Annotated in this window: 16 protein-coding genes; 5 read left to right on the top strand and 11 right to left on the bottom strand. The window is 71.5% G+C overall.

From position 1 onward, the window contains the following. Positions 1-19: 19 nt before the first annotated feature. The 6 genes from ACH54P_RS15835 to ACH54P_RS15810 all read right to left on the bottom strand — a co-directional run bounded on the left by ACH54P_RS15835 (position 20) and on the right by ACH54P_RS15810 (position 5,136). Positions 20-2,386, bottom strand: a complete 2,367-nt coding sequence (locus ACH54P_RS15835) for an ATP-binding cassette domain-containing protein (protein WP_489913371.1) — start codon at positions 2,384-2,386, stop codon at positions 20-22. A gap of 31 nt (positions 2,387-2,417) precedes the next feature. After that, a complete protein-coding gene (locus tag ACH54P_RS15830; RefSeq protein ID WP_489913369.1) occupies positions 2,418-2,828 on the bottom strand; it encodes a VOC family protein in 411 nt (136 codons plus the stop codon). Positions 2,829-2,833: 5 nt separating this feature from the next. Next, positions 2,834-3,091, bottom strand: coding sequence for an AraC family transcriptional regulator (locus tag ACH54P_RS15825; RefSeq protein ID WP_489913367.1), 258 nt, complete (start codon positions 3,089-3,091; stop codon positions 2,834-2,836). Between the two features lies 1 nt (position 3,092). Continuing rightward, a complete protein-coding gene (locus tag ACH54P_RS15820; RefSeq protein ID WP_489913365.1) occupies positions 3,093-3,503 on the bottom strand; it encodes a VOC family protein in 411 nt (136 codons plus the stop codon). A gap of 10 nt (positions 3,504-3,513) precedes the next feature. After that, positions 3,514-3,957 carry a helix-turn-helix transcriptional regulator gene (locus ACH54P_RS15815; protein WP_489913363.1) on the bottom strand — a complete coding sequence of 148 codons (444 nt, stop codon included), beginning with the start codon at positions 3,955-3,957 and terminating at the stop codon, positions 3,514-3,516. A gap of 288 nt (positions 3,958-4,245) precedes the next feature. Then, positions 4,246-5,136, bottom strand: a complete 891-nt coding sequence (locus ACH54P_RS15810; RefSeq protein ID WP_489913361.1) for a LysR family transcriptional regulator — start codon at positions 5,134-5,136, stop codon at positions 4,246-4,248. A gap of 114 nt (positions 5,137-5,250) precedes the next feature. Between ACH54P_RS15810 and ACH54P_RS15805 the strand changes: the two genes are divergently transcribed. Then, complete coding sequence (locus ACH54P_RS15805) at positions 5,251-6,657, top strand: MFS transporter (RefSeq protein WP_489916456.1); 1,407 nt, start codon at positions 5,251-5,253, stop codon at positions 6,655-6,657. A 418-nt stretch (positions 6,658-7,075) separates the two neighbouring features. On the opposite strand, the gene ACH54P_RS15800 is transcribed toward ACH54P_RS15805, so the two are convergent. From ACH54P_RS15800 to ACH54P_RS15780, 5 genes are read right to left on the bottom strand one after another with little or no spacing between them, the layout of a single operon-like run. Beyond that, entirely contained in the window at positions 7,076-8,476 is a 1,401-nt protein-coding gene (locus ACH54P_RS15800) for an NAD(P)/FAD-dependent oxidoreductase (protein WP_489913359.1), read from the bottom strand. After that, the gene (locus ACH54P_RS15795; RefSeq protein ID WP_093953060.1) at positions 8,469-8,699 is read right to left on the bottom strand and encodes a ferredoxin; all 231 of its coding nucleotides are present in this window, start codon (positions 8,697-8,699) and stop codon (positions 8,469-8,471) included. Before ACH54P_RS15795 ends, ACH54P_RS15800 begins: the two co-directional genes overlap by 8 nt. A gap of 1 nt (position 8,700) precedes the next feature. Then, on the bottom strand, positions 8,701-9,318 hold the full coding sequence (locus ACH54P_RS15790; RefSeq protein WP_489913356.1) for a ferric reductase-like transmembrane domain-containing protein: 618 nt from the start codon (positions 9,316-9,318) through the stop codon (positions 8,701-8,703). Continuing rightward, positions 9,311-10,102 (bottom strand): DUF4142 domain-containing protein, encoded by a 792-nt coding sequence (locus ACH54P_RS15785; RefSeq protein ID WP_489913355.1) that lies wholly within the window; start codon positions 10,100-10,102, stop codon positions 9,311-9,313. Before ACH54P_RS15785 ends, ACH54P_RS15790 begins: the two co-directional genes overlap by 8 nt. Further along, positions 10,086-10,688, bottom strand: coding sequence for a hypothetical protein (locus tag ACH54P_RS15780; protein ID WP_489913353.1), 603 nt, complete (start codon positions 10,686-10,688; stop codon positions 10,086-10,088). Before ACH54P_RS15780 ends, ACH54P_RS15785 begins: the two co-directional genes overlap by 17 nt. 240 nt (positions 10,689-10,928) lie before the next feature. On the opposite strand from ACH54P_RS15780, the gene ACH54P_RS15775 reads away from it, so the two are divergent. The 4 genes from ACH54P_RS15775 to ACH54P_RS15760 all read left to right on the top strand — a co-directional run bounded on the left by ACH54P_RS15775 (position 10,929) and on the right by ACH54P_RS15760 (position 15,118). Next, positions 10,929-11,489 (top strand): sigma-70 family RNA polymerase sigma factor, encoded by a 561-nt coding sequence (locus ACH54P_RS15775; protein ID WP_489913351.1) that lies wholly within the window; start codon positions 10,929-10,931, stop codon positions 11,487-11,489. A gap of 7 nt (positions 11,490-11,496) precedes the next feature. Further along, entirely contained in the window at positions 11,497-12,288 is a 792-nt protein-coding gene (locus ACH54P_RS15770) for a zf-HC2 domain-containing protein (RefSeq protein ID WP_489913349.1), read from the top strand. Positions 12,289-12,672: 384 nt separating this feature from the next. Further along, on the top strand, positions 12,673-14,103 hold the full coding sequence (locus tag ACH54P_RS15765; protein WP_489913347.1) for a DUF1996 domain-containing protein: 1,431 nt from the start codon (positions 12,673-12,675) through the stop codon (positions 14,101-14,103). Positions 14,104-14,140: 37 nt separating this feature from the next. Continuing rightward, positions 14,141-15,118, top strand: a complete 978-nt coding sequence (locus tag ACH54P_RS15760) for an SCO0930 family lipoprotein (RefSeq protein ID WP_489913346.1) — start codon at positions 14,141-14,143, stop codon at positions 15,116-15,118. Positions 15,119-15,236 lie beyond the last annotated feature (118 nt).

Genomic DNA, 15,236 nt, shown 5'->3' with positions numbered 1-15,236 from the left:
GCACCGCCGCCGAGGCGGGTCAGCCGACGTACTCCGCCAGGTGCTTCCCCGTCAGCGTCTTCTTCCGCGCCTTCACCAGCGCCGCCGGCGTCCCTTCGAACACCACGCGACCGCCGTCGTGGCCGGCGCCGGGGCCCAGGTCGATGATCCAGTCCGCGTGGGCCATCACCGCCTGGTGGTGCTCGATCACGATCACCGACTTGCCGGCGTCGACCAGGCGGTCCAGCAGGCCCAGCAGCTGCTCGACGTCGGCGAGGTGCAGGCCGGCCGTCGGCTCGTCGAGGACGTACACCCCGCCCTTGTCCGCCATGCGCGTGGCCAGCTTGATCCGCTGCCGCTCGCCGCCGGACAGGGTCGTCAGCGGCTGGCCGAGCGTCAGGTAGCCCAGCCCGACGTCGGACAGGTGCGTCAGGATCTTGTGCGCCGCCGGGAGGGCCGCGTCGCCCTCGGCGAAGAACCCGAGCGCCTCGGCCACCGACATCCCGAGCACCTCGCTGATGTCCCGGCCGCCGAACCGGTAGTCCAGCACCTCGGCCATGAACCGCTTGCCCTCGCACACCTCGCACGGCGTCGCGGTGCCGGCCATGATCCCGAGGTCGGTGTAGACGACGCCGGCGCCGTTGCAGTTGGGGCACGCGCCCTCGGAGTTGGCGCTGAACAGCGCCGGCTTCACGCCGTTGACCTTGGCGAACGCCTTGCGGATCGGTTCCAGCAGGCCCGTGTAGGTCGCCGGGTTGCTGCGGCGCGAGCCGCGGATCCCGGTCTGGTCGACCGCCACCACGCCTTCGCGGCCGGCGACCGAGCCGTGGATCAGCGAGCTCTTGCCCGAGCCCGCCACCCCGGTCACGACGACCAGCACGCCGAGCGGGATGTCGACGTCGACGTCCTGGAGGTTGTGCGTCGAAGCCCCGCGCACCTCGAGGAACCCCGACGGCGAGCGCACCGACGGCTTCAGCGACGCGCGGTCGTCCAGGTGCCGCCCGGTCAGCGTCTTGCTCTTGCGCAGTCCGTCCACAGTGCCCTCGAAGACCACCTCGCCCCCGTCGGCGCCGGCGCGCGGGCCGAGGTCGACGACGTGGTCGGCGATCGCGATCGCCTCCGGCTTGTGCTCCACGACCAGCACCGTGTTGCCCTTGTCGCGCAGCTGCAGCAGCAGCTCGTTCATGCGCTGGATGTCGTGCGGGTGCAGCCCGATCGTCGGCTCGTCGAAGACGTAGGTGACGTCGGTCAGCGACAACCCGAGGTGGCGGATCATCTTGGTGCGCTGGGCTTCGCCGCCGGAAAGGGTCCCGGAAGGACGGTCGAGCGAGAGGTAGCCGAGCCCGATCTCGACGAACGAGTCGAGCGTGTGCTTGAGCGCGTCCAGCAGCGGCGCGACCGACGGCTCGGACAGCTTCCCGGCCCACGCCGCGAGGTCGCTGATCTGCATCGCGCAGGCGTCGGCGATGCTCATCCCGTCGATCTTCGACGACCGCGCCTCGGCCGACAGCCGCGTGCCGTCGCAGTCCGGGCAGGTCTGGAAGGTCACCGCCCGCTCGACGAACGCGCGGATGTGCGGCTGCAGCGAGTCGACGTCCTTGGACAGCATGGACCGCTGGATCGCCGGGACCAGCCCCGAGTAGGTGAGGTTGATGCCGTCGACCTTGATCTTGGTCGGTTCCTTGTACACCAGGTCGTTCAGCTGCTTCTTGGTGTACTTCTTGATCGGCTTGTCGGGGTCGAAGAAGCCGGAGCCGCGGAAGATGCGGCCGTACCAGCCCTCCATGCTGTAGCCGGGGATGGTGATCGCGCCTTCGTTGAGCGACTTGTTCTCGTCGTACAACGCGGTCAGGTCGATGTCGTTCACCCGGCCCCGGCCCTCGCAGCGCGGGCACATGCCGCCGGTGATGCTGAAGCTGCGCCGCTCCTTGATCTGCCGCCCGCCCTTTTCGATGGTGACCGCGCCGGCACCGCTGATGGAAGCGACGTTGAAGGAAAACGCCTGCGGCGAGCCGATGTGCGGCTGCCCGAGCCGGCTGAAGAGGATGCGCAGCATCGCGTTCGCGTCGGTCGCGGTGCCGACGGTGGAATGCGCGTTGGCGCCCATCCGCTCCTGGTCGACGATGATCGCGGTGGTCAGCCCGTCGAGGACGTCGACGTCGGGCCGGGCCAGCGTCGGCATGAACCCCTGCACGAAGGTGCTGTAGGTCTCGTTGATCAGCCGCTGCGACTCGGCCGCGATCGTGCTGAACACCAGCGAGCTCTTGCCGGAACCGGAGACCCCGGTGAACACCGTCAGCCGCCGCTTCGGCAGCTCGACGCTGACGTCCTTGAGGTTGTTCACGCGCGCGCCGTGGACGCGGATCAGGTCGTGGCTGTCGGCGGTGTGCGACGCGGGCTTGCTCATCGGGGTCTCCAGCGTTTTCGGGGTCGGCGGTTCAGCGGAGTTCCTGGATGCGGACCAGGTTGCCGGCGGGGTCGCGGAAGGAGCAGTCGCGGACGCCCCAGGGCTGCTCGGTGGGCTCCTGGACGACCTCGGCGTCGCCGGCCTGGACGCGTTCGAAGGTGCCGTCGAGGTCCTTGGTGGCCAGGTTGACCGCCGCGTAGGTGCCCTTGGCCATCATCGCGGTGACGGTCCGGCGTTCGTCGTCCGAAAGGTCCGGGGTGGCGGCGACCGGGGTCAGCACGATCGAGGTGTCGGGCTGGCCGGCCGGGCCGATCGTGAGCCAGTGCAGGCCGCCGTACTCGACGTCGTTGCGGACTTCGAAGCCGAGGGTGTCGCGGTAGAACGCCAGCGAAGCCTCGAAGTCGTTGTGGGGCAGGAAGGTCTGGTGAATGGTGAGGTCCATGGCGCTCACGCTACGGCCGGTTCCGCGGCCCGGGCTTCTCGATTCCTGACCGCCCTGACGGCCCGCTGGTAGGCGTGCGGGGACAGGCCGTAGGCGAGCCGGAACCGGTGGGCGAACTGCGCGGCCGGCAGGCCCACGCTGCGGGCGAGCGCCTCGACGTCGAGCGGCCCGGCGCACTCCCGGTCGATGCGGTCGCGGACGCGGCGCAGCAGCACCAGCTCGCGCAGGTGGTGCCGCGCGGCGACGTTGAGGCTCAGGCACATGTCAGCGCAGTTCCTGGATGCGGAGGAGGTTGCCGGCGGGGTCGCGGAAGGAGCAGTCGCGGACCCCGTAGGGCTGCTCGACCGGTTCCTGGACGACTTCGGCGTTCCCGTCCCGCAGCTTCGCGAAGAGCGCGTCGAGGTCCTCGGTGGCGAGGTTGATGCCGGCGTAGGTGCCCTTGGCCATCATCTCGTTGATGGTGCGGCGCTCGTCGTCGGTCAGGCCGGGCGTCGCGGCCACCGGCGTCAGCACGATCGCGGTGTCGGGCTGGTTCGGCGGCCCGACGGTGATCCAGCTCATCGCGCCGTACTTGACGTTCTGGCGGACTTCGAAGCCGAGCAGGTCGCGGTAGAAGGCGAGCGAGGCCTCCGGGTCGGTGTGCGGGAGGAAGCTCGAGTGAATGGTGACGTCCATGGTGGTCACCCTATGTGTGCGCCGGCGGCCGCGCTTCTCGATTCCTGATCGGTCTGGTGACCTGCTTGGCGACGCACGGCGGCATGCCGACGGTGGCCTCGGCCTGCTGCTCGCGGTAGACGCTCGGCGGCACGCCCACCAGCTCGGCGAACCGGGTGCTGAAGGTGCCCAGCGACGAGAAGCCGACGGTGAAGCAGACCTCGGTGACGCTCAGCCCGCCCTGCCGCAGCAGGGCCATCGCCCGTTCGATGCGCCGGGTCATCAGGTACGAATACGGTGACTCTCCGTAGGCTCGGCGGAACTGGCGGCTGAGGTGCCCGGCCGACATGTTGACGCCCCGCGCCAGCGCCTCGACGTCAAGCGGCTGCGCGTACTCCCGGTCGATCCGGTCGCGGACCCGGCGGAGCAGCGCCAGGTCGCGCAGGTACTGCGCCGTGGCGGAGGTACTGGTCACGGATGAATCGTGCCACACCGGACGGCCATCGGCGGCCGGCTTTCGTGCCGTGTGGTCCGGTCGAGGGATGGCGTGTGACTGGAGGGGCTGCGCGCGTGACTGGAGGGGCTGCGCGCGTGATCGAGGGGGCATCGCGCGTGCTTGGAGGGCATCGCGCGTGGCTGGGGGCCTCGGCGTGATCGAGGGGGCAGCGCGCGGGATTGGAGGGGCATCGCGTGGCTGGGGCCTCGGCGTGATCGAGGGGCAGCGCGCGTGTCTGGAGGGGCATCACGCGTGCCTGGAGGGGCATCAGCGGAGTGCCTCGCGGATCGTGTCCCGGAGCCAGCGCTGGGCCGGGTCGGCGTCGAGGCGGGCGTGCCAGCAGAGGCGCACCTCGACTTCCGGCAGCTCCGCCGGGATCGGGAACGCGCGCAGGCCCAGCGCCGGGCCGTACTGGGCGGCCAGGCGCTCCGGGACCAGGCCGACGTACGGGCTCGACGCCACCAGCAGCAGCGCCACCGCGGAGGTCGGGACCACCGCGGCCACCTGCCGCCGCAGGCCGGCGGCCGCGAGTGCGTCGTCCAGGGGGCCGCGGGCGCGGCCGCGGCGGGAGGCCGAGACGTGCGGGTGGCGGCCCAGCTGCGCGAGCGTCGGACGGCGGCCGCGGCCCAAGGCACTGTCCGCGCGGACGATGCCGACCAGGCGTTCGCGGTACAGCACCGCCGTGCGGATGTCGGGCGCGGTGACGTCGCCGGCGCCGATGTCCAGGTCGACCGAGCCGTCGCGCAGGGCCTCGGTGCTTTCGGTGCCCTCCGCGACGAACCGCAGCGTGACGCCCGGGGCCGCGGCGGCCGTGGCCTCGACCGCCGCCGTCGCCAGGGTCGCGGCCACGCCGTCGTTGATGCGGATGGTGAACGTGCGCTCGAGGCCGTCGACCGAGAAGTCGGCGTCGACCAGGGACGCCGCCTCCTCCAGCAGCGACCGCACCCGCGGCGCGGTCCGGAGCGCGAACGGCGTCGGCGCCATCCCGCGGCCGGCGCGCACCAGGATCGGGTCGTCCATCGCCCGCCGCAGCCGGCCCAGCGCCCGGCTCGTCGCCGGGATCGACAGGTGGAGGCGCTCGGCCGCGGCCGTGACGCTCCCGTCCCGCAGGAGCGCGTCGAACACCCGCAGCAGGTTCAGGTCCAGCTGGTCCGCCATGGTTGCAGCGTACGCAAACCACTCTTGCCGAAGTTGCGTGGCACGACACAACCGCGGGTCCCTACCGTCGGCCCCATGCACCTCAAGCAACGAACCGGCGGCCTGCTGACGCTCATGTGCGCCTGCGTGGTGCTCGTCGTCGGGATGGTCGCGGCGATCAACCTCGCCGTCCCCCTGCTGGCCGCGAGCGCGCTGCACCCGTCCGCGCCGGCGCTGGTCTGGATCGTCGACACCTACGTGATCGTCTTCGCCTGCCTCGTGATCCCCGGCGGCGCCGCGGGCGACCGGTTCGGCCGCAAGGGCGTCCTGCTCGCCGGGCTCGGGCTGTTCGCGGCGGGCACGCTGCTGTCGGCCGTCGCGCCGGACGTCGTCCTCCTGCTCGCCGGCCGGGCGCTCACCGGGGTCGGCGCGGCCGCGGTGCTGCCCAACTCGCTCGCCGTCCTCCTGCACGCCGTGCCGCCGGAGAAGAAGCCCGCGACCATCGCGGCCTGGGCCTCGATGACCGGCATCGGCGGGGTCGCCGGCAACGTCGGCGGCGGGCTGGTCCTGACCACCGGCTCGTGGCGCTGGCTGTTCGCCGCCGCCGTGCCGGTCGCCCTCGTCGTGGCCGCCCTGGTGGCCCGGACCGCACCGGTGTCGTCCCGCCACGACCGGCGGCTCGACCCGCTCGCCGCGGTGCTGCTCGTCGGGGCGTCGGTCGCCCTGCTGGTCGGGATCGTCCAGGGCCCGGAGGCGGGCTGGGGCAGCACGGTCGTCGTGACCGGGTTCGCCGGCGCCGCCGTGCTGTTCACGGCCTGGACGCTCCGGGAACTGAAGGCCGCGCACCCGCTGCTGGACCCCCGGCTGTTCCGGATCGCCGGCCTGCGCAGCGCCTGCCTCGGGATGACGGCGATCTTCTTCGGCCTGTTCGCGCTGTTCTACGTCAACGCGTCGTTCCTGCAGTACGCCAAGGGGTTCGGCGTGCTGGGGACCGGCCTCGGGATCGTGCCGCTGACCGTCCCGATCATCCTCGGCGGACGGCACGTCGGGCGGCTGACCCGGCGGATCGGCCTCGACGCCACCGTCGCGCTCGCGTTCGGGTGCGTCGGCGGCGGGCTGCTCGGCCTGTCCGCGAGCGACGCGCGGACGCCGTACGCCGGCTATGCGGCGTGGCTCGTGGTCACCGGGATCGGGGTGGCGCTGGCGCTGCCGGCGCTGTCGGGCGTCATCGCGGGCTCGCTGCCGCCGGACCAGGCCGGGGTCGGCACCGGCCTGCAGGCGACCACCCGCGAGTTCGGCAGCGCGCTCGGCGTCGCCGTCATCGGCACGGTGCTGACCTCCCGGTTCGCCGCCGCGCTGCCGCCGGAGGCCCGGGGAGCGCACACCGTGGCCGAAGCCCTCGCCCGGACCGGCCGCGCCGGTGACGTCGTCACGGCGTTCGTCTCGGGCGCGGACGCGGGGCTGCGGGTGGTCGGCGTGGCCGTGCTGGTGCTCGGCGGGCTCGTCGTGGGGGAGTCGCTGCTGGCCCGGCGCGCGAGGTGAAGGCCGTCCCGGGGGCTCCCGTTTCCCCCGGGACGGCCTTCACCGGTGCAACCCCAATCCGGTTGAAACCGTGGCGGCCTTTCCGGCGGCATACCCTTCCGCCGGAAAGGCCCCCACGGCGTGCACGCCGCGACGGGAACCCCGCCGCGGCGTCCGACCCCGGGCCCCCGCCCGGTGCGCCGGAAGAAGGCCATCCCGGGGGCGTCGGGTTCCCTCGGGATGGCCCTCTTCCGGCCCGCCGGGCGCTCGGTCGACATTCCCGCTTGTGGGGTCCGGGTGGCGAAGCCCCGATTGTCACGGTCGCGAGGCGGGCAGAGGGGGACGTGGGGGGGCCGGTCACCACACCACCCAGCCGCGGAGGGGGTGTGGTGACCGGCAAGGGGACGGGGGCCGCCGCGCGCAGCCCCGCCCCGGCTTTCTACCTCCCCATGGGGATGGCCATGGTCGGCAGCGAACCCGCGGGCAGGGACTGCGCGGGGAACGCCGTCGTGGGGATGTCGTTGGCGAACTCGCTCTCGAACTCGCGCTCGAAGGCCTGCTGGTCGAAACCGCTGTCGAACTCCGGCGGCACCTCGGCCGACAACCCGGCGAGCGACGGCTCGACGACCGGGACCTCCGGGGCGGGAGCGGGCTCCGGCTCGGGCACGTAGTCCGGTGCCGGCAGCCGGCGGTCGAGCTCGGCCATCCAGTCGAGCATCGCCCGCGGCTTGTCCCACGAGGAGATGCCGACGAGCCTGCCGTCCCGGATGAACCCGGTGATGCCGTCCGCGAGCGAGACGGTGTCCTCGGCCAGCGACGGCATCCCGCACATCTGCAGCCGGGTGTCGTACAACGTCGACCAGGCACGGGGGAGCGGGGTGAACGGCCGCGCGCTCGACTGCCCCATCAGCAGGTTCTCGGCCGCGTGCCGGGCCGACTCGACGGCGTTGATCCAGTGCTCGACCCGCCGCGGGGTCTCGTCGAACCGCAGGTTCGGCCAGCGCGCGATGTCGCCGGCGATGACGACGTCGGAGGCGCCCTCGGCGAACAGCTTCGAGTCGCAGAGCACGCCGTCGCTGATGTCGAGGCCGGAGCCGCGCATCCAGTCGACCGACGGGACGCTGCCGATGGCGAGCACGACGACGCTGGCGACCAGCAGCTGGTTGTTCGTCAGGTGCAGCCCGACGGTGTCCTTCGTGCTGATCCAGTGCCGCACTTCGCTCTTCATCGCCAGCTTCGCGCGGTGCTCGTGGTGCGCCTCGACGATGCCGCTGGAGACGCGGTCGCCGAAGCGGTGCAGCGGCGCCTTCGCGTGCCCGACCAGGGTGACGTCCCGGCCGATGTGCCGCATGCTCGCGGCGAACTCGTTGCCGATCAGACCGGCGCCGATCACGACGGCCGGCTTCTTGCTGGCGTTGAGGCAGCGCCGCACGGCCATCGAATCCTCGACCGTGCGCAGGATCCGCACTCGCGGGTCGTGCCGCGGCGACCCGGGCAGGTGCCGCGGGTAGACGCCGGTCGCGGCGATCAGGCCGTCGTACCAGAGGGATTCCCCGCCCGGCAGGTGCACGACCCGCTCGGTGGTGTCGAGGTGCGTGACCCGCGCGCCGAGGCGCCAGTGCACGTCCAGGTCCGGCAGGTAGTGCGAAAGGCCCACGTCGCTGGGCCGTTCGGTCCCCATCACCAGTGCCTTCGAGATCATCGGCCGGTGGTACGGCCGCCGTGCCTCGTCGCCGATGAGCACGATCTCGCCGTCGAAGTTCAGTTCCCGCAGGCGTTCCGCGGCGCGCAGCCCGGCGACGCCCGCACCGACGATGACGATCCGGTCGCCGTCAGCCATCGAGGTCCCCTCTCATCACGACCGCCTGCATCGGGCAGCAGCGGGCGGCCATCTTCGCCTGTTCCATGGTGGTTTCGTCCAGCAGCCGCGTGTGGAAGCGCAGCCGGCCGTCCTGGCCGAGGTCGAACACGTCCGGCGCCTCCATGGCGCAGATGCCGTAGAGCTCGCACCGGTCGTTGTCGACGCTGATCCGGGGCCCGCTGCCGGGCAAACGGAGGGGCATGTCAGGCCACCTGCTCTTCCACGAGTCCGATGCGTTCGAGGGTGCGGGCGGGCATGAACCGCAGCAGCGACACCGTCACCGCCGGGATGAGCAGCGTGATGCCGCCCAGCCAGACGGTCGCGAGGTGGCCGTTGGCGATCGCGCCGAACCAGGCGTGCAGCGCGGTCAGCGCCACGGCCGGGTACGCGCAGCGGTGCAGCCACAGCCACCGGCGGTAGGAGGTGAAGCGCTGCAGGCCGGCGGTGAGCGCGATGGCCACCATGACCTCGAAGCCGATGATGCCGGCGATGTGCCGGGTCTCCTGGCCCGACAGGAAGGGGAGGAACAGGTACTGCAGGCTGTACGGCTGGATCGTCAGGTAGAAGAAGCCCAGCGCGTGGATGCCGCCGAAGATCAGCGTCCCGGTCGCCAGCACCATGTGCGAGCTGCGCAGCGCCTTGCGGCCGGTGACCGAGCGCACCCAGCCGGTGGCGGTCAGCACGCCCCAGGTGAGGGTCAGCATCATCGCCGCGTAGGACGCCCGGGCGGCGAAGGCCGCGAGCCCGCGGGCCGCCGGGTCGGTCTTCGGCTGGAACTGCTGGGTGAGGAAGATCGTCGCGTCGTGCCAGGTCTCAACCATGGCTACCCCCGGTTCTCACGGCGGCCGGCCGGGACGCCCTGGCGCGGCCGCGGTTGCCCTTGATCTGGCGCAGCACGTAGAACAGGCCGCCGCCGACCAGCAGGAACAGCGCCGCCACCACGGCGATCTGGGACGTGTCGAGGCCGAGCGCCGCGCCCGTGGGAGCGGCGGTGGTGGAGACGGACGGGGTGGGCAGCGCGGTGTAGTCGACCATCCCGGTGCTCTCGAGCATCGTCATGTGCCGCATCACGGCCTGGTTGCCGACGGTCGCGAAGGCCCGCACGTCGTCGTTGCGGGTGCCGGCCCGCAGCTGGGCGAGGACGGCGAACACCGCGCCGTGCGCCGCGCGCAGCCGGTTGGCGAAGATGCGGTCGAACTCCGGGCCGGGGGAGGCGGCCATCTGCTCGGCGAGCCAGCCGCGCTGTTCCTCCGACGGCTGGTCCGGGACCGGCGAGTTCAGCTTCTGCGAGAGCGCGCGGGTCGCCACGTCGAGGCGGCCGTGGTCCATCATGATCGCGAAGCCGACCCGCTGGACGAGCGGGCTGCCCTTCTCCATCGCCATCATGCCGGAGGGCATCTCCCACAGGCCGGCCTGGCGGACCTTGGTCAGCAGCACCGCGTCGGTGTCGGAAACCGTGGTGGTCTGGGCGAGTGAAGCGGAGCCCGGCGCGAGCAGCGTCAGGACCGCGACCAGCACGAACAGGATCCGGACCAGCGGCCGGGAGCGCTCGAGGACCGACGGGGGCTCGAACCCGAACCCGGCGAGCTCAGACGCCGAACGCATTTTGCCTCCACTCGTCCTGGGTCAACGTGATCTTCTTGCCGTCCGGCGCGATCGGGTACCACGCCTGGTCGAGGCCCTGGCCGGAGGTGTCGGCCGGTTCGCTGTCGCCGGTGAAGTGGTACAGCGGCCAGCCGGCGAGGGTGAGCTGCTGGCTGCCGTCGTCGCGGGTGACCTGCCCGATCAGTGACTGGTCGACGTCGATCGGTGCCAGGTTGCCTCCGGCCTTGACCGGGATCCACTTGGTGGCGCACGCGCCGGTGCAGTTCGACTGCGGGGGATTGGTCGAGTCCCGGTCGTAGCGGTAGATCGTGAACCCGGTCCCGTCGACGAGCATGAGGCCGAGGTCGAACGTCTTCGCTCCCCTGAGCTGGCTTTTCGCCGGGTTGTTCGGGTCGGCGGTGATGGACTGCGGCATCGGCAGGACGACTTGCCCCTGCTGCATGCCGGGCATCTGCATACCGGCGGCCCCGCCGGCGGCGTAACCGCCACCGGAGGTGGTGGCCGCGCCGGCGGAACAGGCGGTGAGCAGAGCGAGTGCGGTGAGGCACACGGCGGCGGGGACCACCGGTCGGGGAATGCGGATCACTGCTCCTCCGTGGGGCATGACTACGCGCTGTGGCCGGGGGTGCGGCGGAAAAGCGCGCGAAGGATCCACTGTGGACATTCAGTCCGGAGTGGATGCGGAGCGTTGCGGGGGACAACGCCTTGTCGGGGTCTTCGGTAGGGGATACGGACACGGTCCGGAAACGGTTCAAAAAAGTTTTGCCACCTGCGTTGCGGCGTTTGGTACTAGACGTAGGCCGTCCGGCCCACCAGGATGTCCCGCGTGGGACGGCACACTCGAGCGCTGAGACCCGTCGAAAGTCAGGAAGTCGTTGTCGAGTCCAACGACGCCCATGACGATCTGGCGAAGGCGCTGTACCAGGAGTTCGGCGGGTCCCTGATGGCGTTCGCGCTGCGGCTGACCGGCCACGACCGGCAGTGGGCCGAGGACGTCGTGCAGGAGACCCTGATCAAGGCGTGGCGGAACGCCGACAAGCTCGACCGCCAGCCGGAGATGCTGCGCGCCTGGTTGTTCACGGTGGCCCGGCGTATCGTGATCGACGGCTGGCGCAGCCGCAGCGTCCGTCCCCAGGAGCTCGAGGAGATCGAATCCGATGCGATCTGTGTGCCCGACGAATCGGACCGCACGCTCGCCGCGATGATCGTTTACGAGGCGCTGCAGGGCCTGTCGCCCGAGCAGCGGGAGGCCATCCAGCAGACCTACCTGCGCGATCGGACCGTGAACGAGGTCGCGGCGACCCTCGGCGTGCCCCCGGGCACCATCAAGTCCCGCATCCACCACGCCGTCCGCGCGCTGCGCCGGGCCCTGCGCGAGCGGGGGTGAACTGAGGGTGGCCGGGTCCGCACACACCGACGTCGCCGCGTACGTGCTCGGCGTCCTCAGCGAGGCCGAGAGCAACCAGTTCGAAGCCCACCTGATGAACTGCCCGCACTGCCAGCTCGACCTCATCGAGCTCTACCAGCTGCCGGACGTCCTCGACCTCGTCAAGCGCAGCTGGCCGGAGCCGCCGATGCCCGCGCCCGGCCCGCGCACCCTGGCGCCGGGGCCGCGGGTGCTGCGCGGCCTCATGGAAGAGGCCGCCGTGAAGCGCCGCCGGCGCAAGCGGCTCGGGATCATCGCCGCCGCCGCGGCCGCCGCCCTCGTCGTGGCCGGCCCGCTGGTGACCCTCGCGGTCCGGCCGGCCGACGCCGTCCCGCCCGCCTCGCTCGCCGCCCCGAGCGGCAAGCAGCCACCGCCGGCGACGAGCGTCCCGGCGACGTCCACCCCGCCACCGTCGACGGCCGCGCAGGGGCAGCCCGGCGGCGGCCAGACCTACGGCCGCGGCAGCGGCGGGTCCGCGGTCAGCGCCCTCGTCACCGTCTCGCCGGTGGAGTGGGGCAGCCGGGTCGAACTCGAGCTGCGGGGCATCGTCGGGCCGATGAAGTGCCAGCTGGTCGCCGTCTCGACGGCGGGCGACGACCGCGTCGTCTCCGGCTGGGCGGTGCCGCCCAAGGGATTCGGCATCCCGGGCTCGCCGGAACCGTTGCGGCTGCAGGGATCCATTTCCCTGGCGATGGACCAGATCGGCCGGTTCGAGGTCCGCGGGGACGACGGCACGGTCCTCGTCGTCGTCCAGCGCTGAATCCTTCTTCCTCGCCTGTCCTTGTTCTCTTCACGTCTTCGCGCGCGTCGCGGTTCGATTCGCGACGTCGTTTTCCCGGCCGGAACGCGATGACCTGCGTAAATGGCGCCCGGTTGCGTTCCGCTTGATAACGAACAGATAACGGGCCGGTCGCTTTTGAACCTCGGGGCACTCGGGTCCGTATCCCCCAATGCATCCCCCGATGCATCCCGACGCCGGAACCAGTGGCGCCGGGCGGCGACGCCGGAACGCCCGGCGGACGTCCCCGGTGAACGCATCCCCGCCGGTTCCGCGCACTTCTCGACCTCAATTAACGGTAGTTCTTGCCCGGGCTGCCGCGCCGTTCGGCGCGCGCCCGGAAAAACGAACGAGGTGAACTAGTCTATGGCCCGGAACCATTCTCGGTCCCCCGTGACGGGCAAGCATCGCGTCGCCCGCCGAACCAAGATCGCGATGGGCGCGATCGGCCTGGCGATCGCCGTCGGCGCCCTCGCCGTCGCGGTCAGCACGGGCCGCACGGGCGAGGCCAGCGCGGACCCCGCGGACCCGTCGTTCTTCATCGACATCAACAAGGTTCCCGCCGGCAACAACGTCAACGCGGCCTTGAAGAAGAAGGGCGCGCAGGGTTCCTTCACCGTCGACTGTGGAACGAACGCGGACGGCGCGCACCACAACCCGGACAACTTCATCGCGCAGCCCGGGATCAAGAACGGCGCGCAGCACCTGCACGACTACGTCGGCAACGTGACCACCGACGCGGATTCGAGCCTGAAGAGCCTGCTCGCCGGCGACACCACCTGCAAGAACGGTGACCAGTCGGCCTACTTCTGGCCCGTCATCCGCATCGACCGCGAAGACGACGCGGCCAACGAAAACGAGAACCAGCAGGCGCAGCAGAAGCAGAAGGGCAAGACGGGCGACGTCCAGCAGGACCAGAGCGGCCAGGACGCCCAGGACGCCCAGGAGCAGAACCAGCGCGAGCGCACCGGTCAGGGTGGGGGCCGCACCGGCCAGAACGCCCAGCAGCAGCAGGACGACCAGAACCAGGACGGGCAGCAGCAGGACCGCCAGCGCCGTCAGCGCAACCAGGACCGGAACCAGCAGCAGGACCAGAACAACCAGCAGGACCAGAACCAGCAGCAGGACCAGAACAACCAGCAGGACCAGAACCAGAACAACCAGAACCAGAACCAGCAGGGCAAGAACCAGGGCAACGCCGGTCAGGACCAGCAGCAGGAAGAGCTCGGCGGTCCCCAGGGCGAGAACGAAGAAGTCGGCGACAACGACGGCGAGATCGTCGAGCCCTCGTCCGCGGAGCTGAAGTTCATCGGCGGCGGCGCCCAGCAGGTCGTCGCGATGCCGCTGGGCCTGCGTGTCCTCTACGGTGACGCCAAGCAGAGCACCAACGGCCCGGCCAACGCCCGGGCCAGCTGGACCTGCACCGGGTTCGAGGACCGGCTGACCGACCTCTACCCGATCTGCCCCCAGGGCAGCAAGGTGGAGCGCATCCACGCCTTCCCGAACTGCTGGGACGGCAAGAACACCGACAGCGAGAACCACCGCACGCACATCGTGTTCGCGAACCAGCAGGGCAAGTGCCCGCAGGGGTTCAAGAACGTGCCGCAGCTGCAGGTGACCCTGGTCTACGACATCCCGCAGGACGTCCAGCAGAACGGCCAGTACAAAGTGGACGCCTTCGCCCAGGAAAAGCACAACCCGCGGTCCGACCACGACGACTTCGCGAACGTGATGAGCAAGCAGATCATGAACCGCCTGGTCAACTGCGTCAACTCCGGGAAGGTCTGCGCGGAATAACCGTCCGGCCCGCTGTCGTCCAGGAGGGAGAACTTCGATGAACCGTGCTCGCCCGGTCGCTGCCACCGTGCTCGCCGTCGCCGGTTTCGCGCTCGTCGCGGCCTGCGGGACCAACCCGTACGCCACGTCCGGTGCGGTCCAGCCGGTGGCGCTCGGCGCACCGCAGCCACCGGCGGGCACGGTTCCGGCCGGCTCCCGAGCCGGCCAGGCCCAGCTGGTCGTGTCCACAGTGGAAGGTCTCGGCACGGTCCTGACCGACGCCGAAGGCCACACGCTCTACCGCTACGCGAGGGACACCGCCCAGCCGCCGCAGGCCCGGTGCGCCGGCACCTGCGCGCAAACCTGGCCACCGCTGGTCTCCGACGTCCCGGCGCTCGTCGCCGGGGCCGACGCCCAGCTCGTCGGCCTGGTCACCCGGCCCGACGGCCGCAAGCAGGTGACGGTCGGCGGCTGGCCGGTCTACCGGTACGCCAAGGACACCGGGCCCGGCATCGCGCTGGGCCGGAACGTCAGCGCGGACTGGGCGGCGATCACGCCGGCGGGGGAGAAGGCGACCGGTTCGACGTCTCCTGCGGCGGGGGAGTCCTCCGCCGCCGAACCGGCCAAGCCGACCACCGTCGGCACCACCGGCATCGGCGGGCTCGGCCCGGTGCTCACCGACCGGGCCGGCCGCACGCTCTACCTGTTCACCAAGGACGGCAAGGGTTCCGGAACGTCCACTTGCGACGCGGCGTGCGCGCGGAAGTGGCCCCCGGTCCTGGTCGACGGCCGGATCACCGTCGCCGAAAGCGTCGACACCGGCCTGATCGGGCAGGTCCGCCGGACCGACGGCACCATGCAGGTGACCGTCGGCGGCTGGCCCGTCTACACCTACAGCGGGGACAGCGCGCCCGGCGAAGCGACCGGCCACGGCGCCGGGAACACCTGGTACGCCGTGGAACCCAGCGGCTGCAAGGTGGACCCGTCGCGCCGGCCCGACGCGATCGCGACGGCTTCGGCCCCCGGCGGGTACTGACCCGCCCCACGAACCCCGGCCCGGCGGACACTTCCCTCCACCTCACCCCCCCAGTCCGCCGGGCCGGTGCACCACCGCAAGAACCGCGGGACCCGTCCCGCGCCCCGAGCCCCGGCCC

Source organism: Amycolatopsis sp. N2S4-7, assembly GCF_058119595.1.
The sequence above is the reverse complement of the archived record's forward strand: the minus strand, read 5'-3'. Positions and strand labels throughout refer to the sequence as shown.